This is a genomic window from Streptomyces sp. NPDC002573 (assembly GCF_042889625.1).
GTDB lineage: Bacteria > Actinomycetota > Actinomycetes > Streptomycetales > Streptomycetaceae > Streptomyces > Streptomyces gibsoniae.
Window position 1 is genome coordinate 14,056 of sequence record NZ_JBIARC010000076.1, and the last position, 15,263, is coordinate 29,318.

Sequence of the window (15,263 nt, forward strand, 5' to 3'; positions counted from 1 at the left end):
CGCGACAGGCCGCGACGCGGTCTCCTCATCCGGCGCGACCGGCCGCGACGGGTCGTCACGGTCCGGCCCGTCAGTTCACGGTGGCGGCCTCTGTCAGCGCGTCCAGCACCGGGCGGATCAGCGGGTGCCCCTCCGCCCCGCGGCGGACGGCCGCGAAAACCCGGCGAGTGGGGGCGACCCCGTCGACCGGGCGGACGACCACGCCCGTCAGGTCCATTCCGCGCAGGGCGGAACGGGGCACGAGAGCCACGCCCGCGTCGGCCGAGGCGAGCGCCACGACCGCGCGGAAGTCGTCGGAGGAGTGCTCCAGGCGGGGCTGGAATCCGGCGTGCTCACAGGCCAGCACGACGACGTCATGGCAGGGATTGCCCGGGTAGGGGCCGATCCACGGGTCCTTGGCCAGATCCGCCAGCGGCACCTCGGCCACGCCGGCCAGCCGATGGGTGACCGGCACGACCGCGTCGAAGGGTTCGGCGTAGAGCGGGACGGGCGTGAGCCGGGGGTCGTCCGCGTCGGGCGCGCCCCGGTACTCCACGGCGACGGCGACGTCGACCTGCCGGTCCAGGACCATGGGCAGGCTCGCGTCGCCCTCGGCGTCCTGCACCCGGACCCGGATGCCGGGCGCGGTGCGGGCGAGCCGTGCCAGCGCGGGAGCCACGACCAGGCCGATGCCGGTGGCGAAGGAGGCGAGGGTCACCGTGCCCGCCGAGCCGGCGCCGTAGGCGGCCAGCTCGGCCTCGGCGCGCTCCAGCTGGGCGAGGACGGCGTTCGTGTGGCCGAGCAGGATCTCACCGGCCGGGGTCAGCCGTACTCCCTTGGCGCCCCGCTCGACCAGCCGGTGACCGGTCTCCTGTTCCAGCGCGGCGAGCTGCTGGGAGACGGCGGAGGGGGTGAGATAGAGCGCGGCGGCAGCGGCTGTGACCGTGCGGTGGTCGGCCACCGCACGGAGGATGTGCAGCCGCCGCGCTTCGATCATGCAAACGATTATCGCAAGAAGCGCGGGCTGGTCAGCCCTCCAGCTCCGCCCGGGCGGACACGAACGCGTCGACGGCGCGGTTGACGTCGTCCGTGGAGTGCGCGGCGGACAGCTGCACCCGGATACGGGCCTGGCCCTGCGGGACCACCGGGTAGGAGAAGCCGATGACGTACACGCCGCGCTCCAGCAGCAGCTCGGCCATGCGTCCGGCCTTCGAAGCGTCGCCGATCATCACCGGGGCGATCGCGTGGTCGCCCGGGAGGATGTCGAAGCCCTCCTCGGTCATCCGGCTGCGGAACAGCGCGGTGTTCCCGGCCAGCTTCTCGCGCAGGTCGCCCGCCGACTCCAGCAGGTCGAGCACCTTGAGCGAGGCTGCCGCGATCACCGGGGCGAGCGTGTTGGAGAAGAGATACGGCCGCGAGCGCTGGCGCAGCAGGGCGACGATCTCGGCGCGGGCGGCGACATAGCCGCCGGAGGCGCCGCCGAGCGCCTTGCCGAGGGTGCCGGTGATGATGTCGACGCGGTCCATGACCCCGTGCAGTTCGGGGGTGCCGCGGCCGCCCGGGCCGACGAAACCGACGGCGTGCGAGTCGTCGACCATGACCATGGCGTCGTACCGGTCGGCGAGGTCGCAGATCTCCCGCAGCGGGGCCACATAGCCGTCCATGGAGAACACGCCGTCGGTGACGACCAGCTTGCGGCGGGCCCCGCCCTCCGAGGCCTCCTTGAGCTGCCGCTCAAGATCGGCCATGTCCCGGTTGGCGTAGCGGAAGCGGCGCGCCTTGGACAGGCGGATGCCGTCGATGATCGAGGCGTGGTTGAGGGCGTCGGAGATCACCGCGTCCTCCGGGCCGAGGAGGGTCTCGAAGACACCGCCGTTGGCGTCGAAGCAGGAGGAGTACAGGATCGTGTCCTCCTGGCCGAGGAACGCGGACAGCCGTGCCTCGAGCTCCTTGTGCACCTCCTGCGTACCGCAGATGAACCGCACGGACGCCATGCCGTAGCCCCAGCGGTCCAGCGCCGTGTGGGCGGCGGCGATGACCTCGGGGTGGTCGGCGAGGCCGAGGTAGTTGTTCGCGCAGAAGTTGAGCACCTCACCGGGGCGGCCGCCCGCGGTGACGTTCACGGTCGCGGACTGCGGGGTGCCGATCACACGCTCGGGCTTGTGCAGACCGGCGGCCCGGATCTCGTCGAGGGTGGCGCGCAGGTCGTCGCGCACGGAGTCGAACATGGGGAAGCTCCTCAAAGTGCTTACGCGGGAAGGCGGGAAGGCGGCTACCGCGGGGCAGGGCTACGCGGTCCAGTCCAGGATGATCTTGCCGCCCCGGCCGCTCGCCGCGTCCTCGAACGCCGCCTCGTGGTCGCGGTAGTCGTACCGGCCGGTGATCACGGGCGACAGGTCGAGCCCGCCCTCCAGCAGGACCGACATCGCGTACCACGTCTCGAACATCTCTCGGCCGTAGATGCCCTTGATCGTGATCATGGAGGTGACGATGCGGGCCCAGTCGACGGGGAACTCCTGGGACGGCAGTCCGAGCATGGCGATCCGGCCGCCGTGCGTCATGTTGGCGATCATGTCGCGCATCGCCTCGGGGCGGCCGGACATCTCCAGACCGATGTCGAAGCCCTCACGCAGGCCCAGCTCCCGCTGGCCGTCGGCGATCGTCGCCTCGGAGACGTTCAGCGCGAGGCTCGCGCCGATCTTGCGCGCCAGCTCCAGGCGCTCCTCGCTCACATCGGTCACGACGACGTTGCGTGCGCCCGCGTGCCGGGCCACGGCCGCGGCCATCAGACCGATCGGGCCGGCACCGGTGATCAGGACGTCCTCGCCGACCAGGGGGAACGACAGGGCGGTGTGCACGGCGTTGCCGAACGGGTCGAAGATCGCGGCCACATCGAGGTCCACGGGGGTGCGGTGCACCCAGACGTTGCCGGCGGGCAGGGCCACATACTCGGCGAACGCGCCGTCGCGCCCGACCCCGAGCCCGACCGTCGCCCGGCACAGATGGCGGCGCCCGGCCAGGCAGTTGCGGCACTTCCCGCACACCAGGTGGCCCTCGCCGCTGACCCGGTCGCCCACCTTGATGTCCGTGACGTCACGGCCGGTCTCGACGACCTCGCCGACGAACTCGTGCCCCACCACCAGCGGGGTGCGGATCGCCTGCTGCGCCCAGCCGTCCCAGGCCCGGATGTGCAGGTCGGTGCCGCAGATGCCGGTCCGCAGGACCTTGATCAGCACGTCGCCGGATCCGATGACGGGTTCCGGGACGTCCGCGAGCTGGAGCCCGGGCTCCGCCTTCTCCTTGACCAGCGCCTTCAACGCTACGGCTCCTGTGAGTGAGGTCCCGGTTCCGGACACGCCGAAGGAGCCCGCACCGGGGAGAGGAGTGGAATCGCGTAGCAATCTGCCCTACGGCGACGCACTGGTCCATCGAGGATTTCTTAAGCGCCGCCACAGCTTTCCTTCACGCCCACTGTGTCACCTGCGGCATCACTCCCCGCTCCGCGGACGCGACCGGCTCGGGATCGCGCGGGACACACAGTCAGCGGGCGCCTGGCAGGACACCATGGGACAGCACTCGGCGTGCGCGCGGAAGGCCGCCGCGGGGCACGACTCAGCGGGCATTCGGAAGGACACCGCGGGGCACGCCACGGCAGAGCGGTCCTGGCTCACGCCGACTCAGGTCGTGCCGCCCTCCCGGCGTGCGATGTCCTCCGTCAGCTCCGCGGCCAGCGCCTTGATGGTCTCCAGCCCCGCCCGGCCCCAGGGACGCGGCTCCACGTCGGCGGCGCAGACCGTGCCGAGGGCGGTGCCCGTGCGGTCCACGAGCGGCGCGCCGAGATAGGAGCGGATCCCGATCTCGTCGACGGCGGGGTTCTGGGCGAAGCGCGGATAGTCGCGGACGTCCTCGAGGACGAGCGCCTTGCGCCGGACGACCACATGCGGACAGAAGCCGTACTCGCGGCCCAGCTGACGCGCGGGCGCGCTCGTGCCGTCCGAGGTGGGGAGCGCGGCGAGCGGGCGGTCGTCGGGCTGGTGGAGGCCCGCGAAGAACTGCCGGTGCTCGTCGACGAAGGTGACCATCGCGTACGGCGCCGAGGTGAGCTCCGCCAGCCGGTCCGCGAAGGCGTCGAACTCCGGTTCGGCGCGCTCGCCCAGGCCGAGCAGGCGCAGTCGGTGGACGCGCTCGGGGGCGCCCCGGTCCTCGGGGGTCAGCAGCAGTCGGCTCAGGGTCATGTCCGCGCTCCGGGCCTCGGGGCCGGTGTCGTCGCCGGGGTGTGCGTGAGGAGGTGGCGGACGAGCGTGAGCAGCGTCTGCACCCCCGAGCTGGAGATCCGGGCGTCGCAGCACACCACGGGGATCTCCGGGTCGAGGTCGAGGGCGGCCCGCACCTCCGCGGAGTCGTAGCGATGGGAGCCGTCGAACTCGTTGAGGGCGATGATGAATCCGAGTCCGCGCTGCTCGAAGAAGTCGACCGCGGCGAAGCAGTCCTCCAGCCTGCGGGTGTCGGCGAGGATGACCGCTCCCAGCGCGCCTTCGGACAACTCGTCCCACATGAACCAGAACCGTTCCTGTCCGGGCGTGCCGAACAGGTACAGCACATGCTGCGGGTCGAGGGTGATGCGGCCGAAGTCCATCGCCACGGTCGTCTCGATCTTGTTCTCGATCCCGTCGAGACTGTCGGTCGCGGCGCCGGCCGTGGTGAGCAGCTCCTCCGTGCTCAGCGGTGAGATCTCGCTCACCGCGCCCACGAAGGTCGTCTTGCCTACTCCGAACCCTCCCGCCACCAGGATCTTCAGCGCGGTGGGAAAGGGGTCAGAGCTGTCGTCGTAGTCCATCGAGCACTGCCTCCAGCAGAGACCGGTCAGTGGGGTTGTGGTGGAAGGCGGGGGGCTTGGTGGTGAGGGCCCCGCAGTCGACAAGGTCGGCGAGCAGCACCTTGGTGACCACCGCCGGCAGCTTGAGATGCGCGGCCACCTCGGCGACCGAGACGGGGACCGCACACCGGCCGAGCGCCTCGGCGTGCTCGGGGCCGAGCGTGCCGAGCGGGGTCGTGCCCGTGGCCATCACCTGGGAGAGCAGATCGAGGGCGGCGCTCGGCCGGGTGCGGCCGTTGCTGACCGTGTAGGGACGGATCAGTCGTCCGGCCGCGTCGTCGAGCCAGGGGCCGTCACCGGCCGCGGTCACGTTCAAGGCCCGGTCACCGAGGGCTGCGCGGCGCTCCGGCGGGGCGCGGTGACCAGATAGGGCCGCACGCTCTTCACGAGCATCGCCATCTCGTAGCCGAGGACGGCCGCGTCGGCCTCGCGGTCGGCGAGCACGGCGAGACAGGTGCCGGAGCCGGCGGTGGTGACGAAGAGCAGGGTCGAGTCGAGTTCGACGACGATCTGCCGTACGTCACCGCCGTCCCCGAAGCGGACGCCCGCGCTGCGGCCGAGCGAGTAGAGGCCCGAGGCCAGGGCCGCCATATGGTCGGCGCTGTCCGTGTCGAGGCCGTGCACGGACTTCACCAGCCCGTCGCAGGAGAGCAGGACGGCGCTCTTGGTGTGGGGTACGCGCTGCACGAGGCCGCTCATCAGCCAGTCGAGGTCGGAGACATGGGCAGTCGGCATGTCGCTCGCCATGATGGATCGACTCCTTGGGGTACGCGGGTTCGCGAGAGCGGGTGGGACGGGGGCGGTCGTCCGGCCGATCGGCTCGGCGGTCATCCGGCCGACGGGTTGCCACGGTGACGTGCCGTCAGCTCCGGGGCCGGTGCGCGCGGGACGTCGGGCTCGGGGTGGGCGGCCGCCTCGACGGGGTCCAGGTCCGCCTGCTGCCGCGCTTCCGCGAGGGAGATGCCCCGCTGGAAGGCGGCCATCAGACCTGGGTCGTGGCCGACGAGTTGCCCGGCGTCCTGGTGGACGGGGGCGGCGGGGCCGCCGCGGAGCTGGGGCGCGATGTGCTCCTGGGCACGTCTGCGCGGCAGTCGGGGCTTGCCCATGGTGCCGCGCACGGTGCCCGGCTGCGGTGCCGGGGGTCTGCCCGGGGCGCCCACGAGTCCGCCGGGGGGCGATACGAGTCCGCCCTGAGCCGAGACGACACCGAGCGGGGGCGGGACGAATCCGCTGGGAGCGGGCGCGACACCGCCCGGGGGCGACTCGGCATCGCCCGGAGCGGATACGAGCCTGTCCAGGGCCGACTCGGCGCCGCTCGAAGGCGATACGAGTCCGCCGGGCGCCCCCGCGACTCCGCCGGCGGTGCCCACGACGGTCGGACGGTCGCCGGGCCGGACTCCGGGCTGCGCCTCGGCCGGGTTGGGGCGCGGGACGTCGGCGTCGCGCACGGGAAGCGGAGACCGGGCCCGGCTGCCCGGGATCCGGACGTCCCCCGGCTGCCGGGGTCCCGGCGGCACGGGGTGCTCCGAGGCGCCGGACGAGGTTCGGCCGGTCCGGCTGTCCCACGGCGCCGGCGCCTGGGTGTGCGTGCCGACGCCCCCCGCCTCCCGGAGGTCCGTCGCTCCGGAGGCCGTGAACGGTGCCGTCCCGATGACCGTGCCCTGCACCGCGCCCGGCGTCATGGCCTCGGCCGTGCCGCAGCCCTCCCCGAGCAGGCCCTGCGGCAGCACGAGCACGGCTTGCACACCGCCGTAGATATTGGTCTGCAGCCGCACATGGATGCCGTGCCGGCGGGCGAGTTGGGAGACCACGAACAGGCCGATGCGGCCATCCGCCAGCAAGCCGGCGACATTGACCTGGTCGGGGTCGGCGAGCAGGGCGTTCATTCTGCTCTGCTCGGCCGGTGGCATGCCGAGCCCGCGGTCCTCGACCTCCACGGCGAGCCCGGAGGTGACGAGGCCCGCCCGTAGCAGCACCTGGGTGTGCGGAGGCGAGAACACCGTGGCGTTCTCGACGAGTTCGGCGAGCAGATGGATCACATCGGCGACGGCGTGCCCGCGCAGGGTGCCCTCGACCGGTGGCACGAGTCTGACCCGTGCGTACTGCTCGACCTCGGCGGTGGCGGAGCGCAGCACCTCCGTCATGGGCACCGGCGTGCTCCACTGGCGGCGGGACACTGCGCCGCCGAGCACCGCGAGGTTCTCCGCGTGGCGCCGGATGCGGGTGGCGAGGTGGTCGACATGGAAGATGCCCTTGAGCAGGTCAGGGTCCTCGATCTCGTTCTCCAGCTCGTCGAGGATCGAAATCTCCCGGTGCACGAGGGACTGAAGTCGCCGGGCGAGGTTGAGGAACACCTCCAGCTTCTGTTCGCTGCCGGCCCGGCTGGAGAGCTGTGCGGCCTGGACGACCGCGGCGACGGCGCCGTCGTGGGCGCGCGCCAGCTCCGCGGCGAGCTGCTCGAAGTCGTCGGCGCCCGCGGCGTGTTCGGCGTGGGGTCCGCGTGTGGGCGGCGCCTCGCCGCGGCGCAGCGCCTCTACGAGACGATGCAGGTCGGCGGCGCCGCGGGCGCTGGCGCGGCGCAGCTCGTGGAGGCGGTCCCGCACGGAGACGGCGGTGCGTTCGGCGGCCACGGCGGCGATCACGATGCCCGCGAGGGTCACGGCGAGGGCGCCCGCGAGCACGATCCAGAGAAGGGGGGAGAGGCGCGCGCCGGTGGTACGGACGGTGAAGAGCACGGCGGCGCACGCGCTGAGGGCCACCGCGACCGGCGGCAGGATCGCCAGGCGCAGCAGTTGGTGCCGTATGGGGGTCTCGGCCGGTGTGGGGGCGGGCTGGGCGGCCGGCCGCCCGTGCCGGCCGCCCTCACGGCGGTCTGCGCGTGCGGCCGGTGCGCGGAGGTGAGACATCGGCGTCCTCGTACTGGGTGCGTCGGGGCGTGGGGCTCCCGCGGGTCTGCGCGACGCGGGCGTGCGGCGTCGCGGCGCCGGTCGAAAAAGAGCCGCATCTCCCGTCTCTGCGTCGACCAACGGCAACTCAGAGTAGTTGTCCTTCAGGGAGCCGTGATGGCCTGTTGACAAAGTCCTCCGCAGAGCTTCCCGCCCTGGTATGAGGCCTCGTACGACAGACCGATAGCCGCTCCCTGCATACGTTCACGGACGCCGTGGAAGTGATCAGAGCTGGCCAGAAGCGGCCACAAGAGAAGGGTGAGCGCCGGAGAGCCACCACCTCCGCACCCCGTCCGTCTGGACCTTGGCCGGAACCCGCCTCCACCCCCGGGAACCCCTGACGCTCCTCCGGAGAAGTCACGCGGCGCATCGGGAACGACCGTCCGCCACCCCGGACCGCCCGACCGTCTCACCTATTGATTCACGCTACACCTATATGCATAATGCGCTTATGCATAAGCTGGTTATGGACTCCGATCCACCCGAGGTCTCGCCCAAGGACTCGTCCGAGGACTCGGCCGACGTCTCGTCCGAGAACCTGATGATCGCCTGGGAGCGGATGGTCCGCTATGTCCGCCACAGAGCCACCACCGCCGGTCTGAGCACCGCGGCCTCCTCCGCCCTGGGCCGTCTGGGGCGGGAGGGTCCGTACCGGCTGACCGAGCTGGCCCGGGCCGAGGGCGTCTCCCAGCCCAACATGACCCAGCTCGTCACCCGCATGGAACGCGCAGGCCTCGTACGGCGGAGCGCGGACAGCACCGACGGACGAGGCGTCCTGGTAGAGATCACCGAAACCGGTCTGGACGTCTTCCGGCAACGGCGCGCCGAACGCGCGCAGGCCTTGCAGGAGCTGATCGAGGAACTGACCGAGCCCGAGCAGCGCGCGGTGAACGTCGCGCTGCCTGCCCTCGCCCGTGCGATCCAGGACCACCGAGGTTCCTGAACCGCCCCACCCACCCCGCAACTTCCGGAGGACACGTACGCATGAGTGCTTCGCATGGAGAGGCCGCGAGCCCCTTCAAGCAGCCCAAGGCCGTCTGGGCGGTCGCGTTCGCCTGCGTCATCTCGTTCATGGGCATCGGTCTGGTCGACCCGATCCTGCCCGCCCTGGGCAAGAGCCTGCACGCCTCGCCCAGCCAGGTCTCCCTGCTGTTCAGCAGCTACCTCATCGTGACCGCGGTGGCGATGCTCATCGTCGGCTGGGTCTCCAGCCGCATCGGCGCCAAGCGCACGCTGATCACCGGCCTGGCGCTCATAGTCGTCTTCGCCGCCCTGGCCGGCACCTCCGACTCCATCAACGGGATCGTCGGCTTCCGCGCGGGCTGGGGTCTGGGCAACGCCCTGTTCATCGCCACCTCGCTGGCCGTCATCGTGGCCTCCGCCAGCGGCGGCTTCGGCGGCGCGATCATCCTCTACGAGACCGCGCTCGGACTCGGTATCGCCGTGGGCCCGCTGCTGGGCGGCGAGTTGGGCGCCATCAGCTGGCGCGGCCCGTTCTACGGCGTCGCCGTACTGATGGCCATCGCCCTGATCGCGACCCTCGCCTTCGTCCCGGAGCTGCCCAAGCCGAAGCGCCCCACCTCACCGATCGCCCCGCTCCGGGCGCTGCGCCACCGCGGACTGCTCACCATGGGCATCATGGCGCTGCTGTACAACTGGGGCTTCTTCACGATGCTCGGCTACGCGCCTTACCCCATGAAGCTGGGCGCCCATCAGCTCGGTCTGGTCTTCACCGGCTGGGGCCTGCTCGTGGCCGCGTTCAGCGTCTTCTTCGCCCCGCGTCTGCAAGCCCGTTACGGCACCGCTCCCGTGCTGTACGCCAACCTGCTGGGCCTCGGCGTCGTGATGGCCGTCATCGCCGCCGGTGTCGGCACCCCGACGGTGGTCATCGTGGCGGTCATCGTCAGCGGCGCCTTCATCGGCATCAACAACACCCTCACCACCCAGGCCGTCATGCTGGTCTCCCCCGTCGAGCGCCCCGTGGCCTCCTCCGCCTACGGCTTCCTGCGCTTCATCGGCGGTGGCCTGGCCCCGTTCGTCGCCGGCAAGCTGGCCGACGCCACCGACCTGAGCGTTCCCTTCTACCTCGGCGCCGCCACCTTCGTCCTGGCCATCCCGGTCCTGGCCAGCGGTCACCATCTGCTCAGCCAGGCCGAGCAGCGCGCCGGTGAAGGACGGCCCGTGGCCCCGGCCTTCACCCCCGTCGGCGCCCCGGTGGCGGCCGACACGCCCCCTGTGGTGGTCGCCGTGGGAGACCACGACCGGGCCGCGATCATCGTCGACACCGCCGCCCGCCTTGCCCGCGACACCGGCAGCCCCCTGGAGGTCGTCCACGTCCTGCAGACCGCCGTCGTCGAGGAACAGGCCGTCGACACCGAGGACTTCGACCAGGCCCGTTCGGCCGTCACCGCCCATCTCGACCGGCTGGCCGCGCAGGGTATACCGGCCGGCGGCCAGATCCTCGCCTCCGTCGGCGACCACGCGTCGGCGGGCCGGGCCCTCGCCCGGCACGCGGCCGAGATCCATGCGCCCACCGTCGCCGTCGGACGCTCGCCGCGCGGCCCGCTCGCCCAATTCGCCGACGGCAGTTTCACCACCGCGCTCACCCACGCCGCCGCCTGCACCGTGGTCCTCGTGGACCCGGACCACACTCCCCGTCCGCTGACCGCGTCGGCCTTCGCGGAACTGCGCAACAGCGCGGCGTGGAAAGGACTCTGACGGAATGTGGCCTCCATCACAGCGAGGCGGGGTGTGCACCTGATGGGGTGATCCGCATGACCGACGGAATCACCTGGCTCGGGGAACCGAAGTCGATCGACTGGGGCGGATACAGCGTCGTCATCGCCCTGGACCTCGCCGGAGAGGAGCTGGCGGCGCGTGTCGCCGCCAGCCGGTTCGGCCGGCACAAGCAGTTGCCACGGTCCCTCGGGAGCCTCACCGGGTGTCAGGCCGACGACGTGATGAGCGGCCTGTTCGGTGACACCCACCAGGCCATCGCCCTGCGCTACGGCGAGATCGACGAGTGGTCCTATGTCGTCCAACACGGATCGTGGTACGGGGAGTTCGGCCCGGAGCCGCCCGTGTCACGAGGTGGCGCCCATGTCTACCGCCTCTGGTACGAGGAGGAGAACGGCAAGCCCGTCCCCCCGTACTTCTCCTACGAGCACGACGGCCGGACCCTGTGCGCCTTCAACCTCCACCTCGACGGCTCATGGGGATACACCGGGGTCGACGGCGACCCGGAGGTCGCGTCCGCCCTCGAAGCGGAACTGAGGGCCGCGGGTCTGCCACCCGAGGATCCCGAGCGGCTCCTCGACGACCGCCGCACGGTGCACCGCACCTGTCTCGGCGTCATCGAACGTCACTTCGGCCTCACCCTGCCCCGCGAGGAGATCCTCAACAGGCCGCTGCCCACACTGCTGATGAGGGCGAACGTCGCCCAGTGCCCCTTCTGCGGCACCCCGCAGTCCTGAGGACGGCCCCCTGACGGATGGACGCCCCACCACCAGGGCGAGATCACTCGACATGACGAAGCACTACCAGGGCCCGTCCGACGGATCTTGGCTGATGATCGCCAGCAGGCGCCTGACCAGGGGATTACGGTCGTTCTCGCGCCAGGCGACGGCCACTCGTGTGCGGGCGGTGCCGGGTTCGATCCTGCGGAAGGCGACGCCTTTGAGGCGGATGCGTCGGATGCTCGCCGGGGCCAGCGAGACGCCCAGACCGGTTTCCACGAGTGCCACACGGTTTGCCACTCCACCGCGTCCTGGAGCACCTGCGGTGTGAAACCTGCCGCGGTGCACAGGCCGATGATCTGGTCGTGCAGTGACGGACCGACCGTGCGGGGCAGCAGCACAAAGGGCGAGTCCGCCAACTGTGCAAACCGTACGGTCCGTTGGGTGGCCAGCGGATGGGTGGACGGCAGCACGGCCACGAAAGGCTCGCTGAGTACCGTCCTGAAGCCGAGCTCCGTCTCGCCGTTGGGGGGTTCACCCAGTAGACCGATGTCGATGGTCTTGTCGTGCAGGGCGGCGATCTGCGGAGCGGTGGTCATCTCGTTGATGTCCAGGTGCACGCAGGGGAACTGGTGACGAAACGTGCGCAGCAGGCCGGGCAGGATCGTCAGGGCGAGGGAGGCGGCGAAGCCGATCCGCAGGCGGCCGGCACTGCCACTGCCGACGGCCCGGGCCGCGGCCAGGCCGTCCGCGATGTCGGTGAGTGCCCGCCGGGCGGCGGGCAGCAGTTCGCTGCCGGCCGGGGATCAGGGTGACGCTTCCTGGGGCGCGGGTGAACAGCGTGTGGCCGACCTTGTCCTCCAGCCGGCGGATCTGCTGACTCAGCGGCGGCTGGGCGATGCCCAGGCGGGCGGCCGCGTTGCCGAAGTGAAGTTCCTCTGCGAGCACGACGAAGGCGTGCAGCTGCGGTAAGGGCTCGTGACCCCACGTGATCACGACTGAGGACACGCCTGCATCATCAGCGGTTCACGCTCCCACCTCGGCAGCCTCACAACACCTGCATTGGCGTGTCCTTGACCAGCGCAACACGGCAGCCGCATGGTGAAACCCATCTGAAGCGTGGCTGACCTGACGTGCCGTCTGCCGCTGCCGCCTCTCGCCATGTGGCCCTTTCGAACCGCCTGAAACCTCACGGAGGCTTGATGCACCACCGAGAGACACCCTCCGGATCCCTATTGATCCACCGCCACCGACCGAGACGCCGGGTGCGGCGACCGGCAGCCGCCCTCACCGCGCTGCTCACACTCGCCGCCACCGCCCTCACCATCGGCCTCGCCACCGGTGCCCAGGCCGCCGCCCTCTCGTCCGCCCCGCGCGCGTCCGCCTCCGCGAGCACAGCGGATTTCGGCTGCGCTCGCCCCGTGCACGCCGGACAGGTCCGCTGTTTCGGCGTTCTGAAGGCCCACCGCACCGCCTCGGGCCGCATGTCCCCGTTCACGACCGGTTCCCCGACCACCGTGGGGTACGTGCCGTCCGACCTGCGTTCCGCCTACAACCTGGGCAGTACCTCGGGGTCCGGCCGCACGGTGGCGATCGTCGACGCGATGGACGACCCGAACGCCGAGTCCGACCTGGCCACTTACCGCAGCGCCTACGGCCTGCCGTCATGCACCACCGCCAACGGCTGCTTCCGCAAGGTGAATCAGAACGGTCAGGCATCGCCGATGCCCTCCGGTGACTACGGATGGGCCGAGGAGATCAGCCTCGACCTCGACATGGTCTCGGCGACCTGCCCCGGCTGCCACATCCTCCTGGTCGAGGCGAACTCGGCGAACACCCCCGACCTCATGACGGCCGAGGACACCGCCGCCACCACCCCGGGCGTCGTCTCCGTCTCCGACAGCTGGGGCGGGTCCGAGGACAACACCATCACCGCCGCCGACTCCCACTTCAAACACTCCGGCGTCGCGATCACCGCGAGCTCGGGTGACTCGGGTTACGGCGCCTCCTGGCCGGCCTCCTCCCCGTACGTCACCGCCGTGGGCGGCACCTCGCTGAGCAAGGCGTCCAACTCGCGCGGCTGGACCGAGACCGCCTGGAGCGGCGCGGGCTCGGGCTGCTCGGCGTACGAGGCCAAGCCGTCCTGGCAGCATGACTCCGGATGCGCCAAGCGCACCGTCGCCGATGTGTCCGCGGTCGCCGACCCCAACACCGGGGTCGCGGTGTACGACACGTACAACAACTGCGGCGGGGGATCGCTGTGCGACACCGAGCTTCAGCTCGGCCTCGCACAGGGTGCCGACGGATGGGTCGAAGTCGGCGGCACCAGCGCCTCGTCGCCGATCATCGCGAGCGTCTACGCCCTGGCTGGGAACACCTCTCAGGTCGTCAACGGCTCGTACCCGTACAGCCACACGTCGGCGCTCAACGACGTCACCTCGGGCAGCAACGGCCTCTGCGGCGGCAGCTACCTGTGCACCGCGGGGCCGGGATACGACGGGCCGACCGGTCTCGGCACGCCCAACGGCACCGGCGCCTTCTGACGGCGCTCACCGACCGACAAGGGCCGGGCTCGCGCCGCACAAGCACGGCGCGAGCCCGGCCTTTGCCTCGTCTCAGTGCTCGGAGTGGGGCCGGCGGGACGTCGAAGCCCGATGCCCCGCCGGCCTCTGGGCTCCCGCCGTGAATCCAGGTGATCTGACGTCAAAAAAACGTCAAGCTCAGCGGCGGTGAGACTCTCAACGATCAATGGACTGGGCCGATTTCGGAATTGTGGAGAAAGTGCGCCGATGGGTTCACCGTCCACCCACCCCTGACATTGGTTGAACGTGAAACGATAGAGCCTTCCGAACCCTCCGCTCCAAAAGGACGACCGCCGTGATCTTCTCGCTCCGCCGGAAGCACAGGGGCACGACTTCGACAGCCCTGCTCCCAACGCCTCCCCAGGGTGCTGGAGTTCTCAGTTGCGAGGTCGTGGACCCGGTAGGACTACCACTTCACTGTGCGACAGTCACAGTGACCAACGGCGCCACGCACTCCATGATGGTCACCTCCCTCACCGACCCCTACGGGCGGTTTGTCGCTATGCTGCCGCCTGGCGAATACACGGTCCTGGTGACCGCTGACAGCCTGGAGCCCGTCCGCAGGTCCGCCACGGTATCTGCCGGATCGCTTCGCGACCTCGGGCAGATCCAGCTGCCCCCCTCCCCCATTAAAGAGCTTCCCGTATCAGGCAGTTGGGTATTCGACCCACCGCACACCGCCATCCGCTTCATCGCGCAGCACGTGGGCATGGCGAACGTGCACGGCCGCTTCACCCGGTTCTCCGGTGACATCAAGATCGGCGAGCGAATGGAGGACTCGTACGTCGAGGTCTCCATCGAGGCAGCCAGCATCACCACCGGCAACAGAACCCGTGACAGCCATCTTTGTTCGCCCGACTTTCTCGACGTGCGCAGGCACCCGTACATCCATTTCGCCAGCGAGGCCTTCGTGCACCGGCAGGGCGCCCAGTGGACCGTGCAGGGCGTGCTCACCATGCACGGTGTCAGTCGTTCCGTACAGTTGGACACCACCTACCTGGGCATGGTCAACGGAGGCTACGAACAGGAGTTGCGATGCGCCGCGCTGGCCACTGCCGAGTTGCACCGAGAGGACTTCACTCTCAATTGGCGCTCGATGTTGGCTCGTGGCATCGCTGTGGTGGGACCGCGGATCAAGCTGGAACTGGATCTCCAGGCCATGTTCCAGGGTCCGGACACTCCGACGCCGCCACAGTAGACGGGGCCCGCATGACTCGGCCTCACCATCGGCACGGCCGAGCATGCCGTGTCCTGGTTGATCGGCGGTCCGTCTCAGTTCCCGCCTCGTTCAGCCCCGTTCACCGGGTTCCTCCGAGGATGCCCCGGCCTGAAGGTATCAGCGGTTTGATCTTGGTTGAGGCTAGTTCTTGCAGATAGCCCCGTTGATGAGATATCATCAACGGGGCTTCGCTGTTGTCGATCAGAG

13 protein-coding genes and 1 pseudogene are annotated in these 15,263 nt (G+C 70.5%); 5 read left to right on the forward strand and 9 right to left on the reverse strand.

What is annotated here, in order from left to right:
- Positions 1-70: 70 nt before the first annotated feature.
- From ACFYX0_RS39460 to ACFYX0_RS39495, 8 genes are all read right to left on the reverse strand, one after another.
- Complete coding sequence (locus ACFYX0_RS39460) at positions 71-976, reverse strand: LysR family transcriptional regulator (protein WP_388978537.1); 906 nt, start codon at positions 974-976, stop codon at positions 71-73.
- Between the two features lie 31 nt (positions 977-1,007).
- Positions 1,008-2,207 (reverse strand): glycine C-acetyltransferase, encoded by a 1,200-nt coding sequence (locus ACFYX0_RS39465; protein WP_388978540.1) that lies wholly within the window; start codon positions 2,205-2,207, stop codon positions 1,008-1,010.
- Between the two features lie 60 nt (positions 2,208-2,267).
- Positions 2,268-3,296: an L-threonine 3-dehydrogenase gene (gene tdh, locus ACFYX0_RS39470; RefSeq protein WP_388978541.1), complete on the reverse strand. Its 1,029-nt coding sequence runs from the start codon at positions 3,294-3,296 to the stop codon at positions 2,268-2,270.
- A 360-nt stretch (positions 3,297-3,656) separates the two neighbouring features.
- Positions 3,657-4,214, reverse strand: a complete 558-nt coding sequence (locus tag ACFYX0_RS39475; RefSeq protein WP_388978544.1) for a GAF domain-containing protein — start codon at positions 4,212-4,214, stop codon at positions 3,657-3,659.
- Complete coding sequence (locus tag ACFYX0_RS39480; RefSeq protein WP_388978547.1) at positions 4,211-4,816, reverse strand: ATP/GTP-binding protein; 606 nt, start codon at positions 4,814-4,816, stop codon at positions 4,211-4,213. The genes ACFYX0_RS39475 and ACFYX0_RS39480 overlap by 4 nt, the downstream gene beginning before the upstream one ends.
- Positions 4,794-5,165, reverse strand: a complete 372-nt coding sequence (locus ACFYX0_RS39485; protein WP_388978566.1) for a DUF742 domain-containing protein — start codon at positions 5,163-5,165, stop codon at positions 4,794-4,796. Before ACFYX0_RS39485 ends, ACFYX0_RS39480 begins: the two co-directional genes overlap by 23 nt.
- A gap of 2 nt (positions 5,166-5,167) precedes the next feature.
- Positions 5,168-5,602, reverse strand: a complete 435-nt coding sequence (locus ACFYX0_RS39490; RefSeq protein WP_355922534.1) for a roadblock/LC7 domain-containing protein — start codon at positions 5,600-5,602, stop codon at positions 5,168-5,170.
- An 80-nt stretch (positions 5,603-5,682) separates the two neighbouring features.
- On the reverse strand, positions 5,683-7,761 hold the full coding sequence (locus tag ACFYX0_RS39495; RefSeq protein WP_388978550.1) for an ATP-binding protein: 2,079 nt from the start codon (positions 7,759-7,761) through the stop codon (positions 5,683-5,685).
- 490 nt (positions 7,762-8,251) lie between these two features.
- Here ACFYX0_RS39495 and ACFYX0_RS39500 point away from each other — a divergent pair, with 490 nt between their 5' ends.
- Genes ACFYX0_RS39500 through ACFYX0_RS39510 form a run of 3 tightly spaced genes read left to right on the forward strand, consistent with a single transcriptional unit; the run spans position 8,252 to position 11,273 of the window.
- On the forward strand, positions 8,252-8,743 hold the full coding sequence (locus ACFYX0_RS39500) for a MarR family winged helix-turn-helix transcriptional regulator (protein WP_388978553.1): 492 nt from the start codon (positions 8,252-8,254) through the stop codon (positions 8,741-8,743).
- A gap of 41 nt (positions 8,744-8,784) precedes the next feature.
- Positions 8,785-10,518 (forward strand): MFS transporter, encoded by a 1,734-nt coding sequence (locus tag ACFYX0_RS39505; RefSeq protein ID WP_388978556.1) that lies wholly within the window; start codon positions 8,785-8,787, stop codon positions 10,516-10,518.
- A 56-nt stretch (positions 10,519-10,574) separates the two neighbouring features.
- Positions 10,575-11,273: a hypothetical protein gene (locus ACFYX0_RS39510; protein ID WP_388978558.1), complete on the forward strand. Its 699-nt coding sequence runs from the start codon at positions 10,575-10,577 to the stop codon at positions 11,271-11,273.
- Between the two features lie 63 nt (positions 11,274-11,336).
- On the opposite strand, the pseudogene ACFYX0_RS39515 reads toward ACFYX0_RS39510, so the two are convergent.
- Positions 11,337-12,248 (reverse strand): annotated as a pseudogene (locus ACFYX0_RS39515) (LysR family transcriptional regulator).
- Positions 12,249-12,457: 209 nt separating this feature from the next.
- Between ACFYX0_RS39515 and ACFYX0_RS39520 the strand changes: the two are divergent.
- Together ACFYX0_RS39520 and ACFYX0_RS39525 are read left to right on the forward strand one after the other, a co-directional pair.
- Positions 12,458-13,798, forward strand: a complete 1,341-nt coding sequence (locus tag ACFYX0_RS39520) for a peptidase S8 (RefSeq protein ID WP_388978560.1) — start codon at positions 12,458-12,460, stop codon at positions 13,796-13,798.
- A 337-nt stretch (positions 13,799-14,135) separates the two neighbouring features.
- The gene (locus tag ACFYX0_RS39525) at positions 14,136-15,035 is read left to right on the forward strand and encodes a YceI family protein (RefSeq protein ID WP_388978569.1); all 900 of its coding nucleotides are present in this window, start codon (positions 14,136-14,138) and stop codon (positions 15,033-15,035) included.
- Positions 15,036-15,263 lie beyond the last annotated feature (228 nt).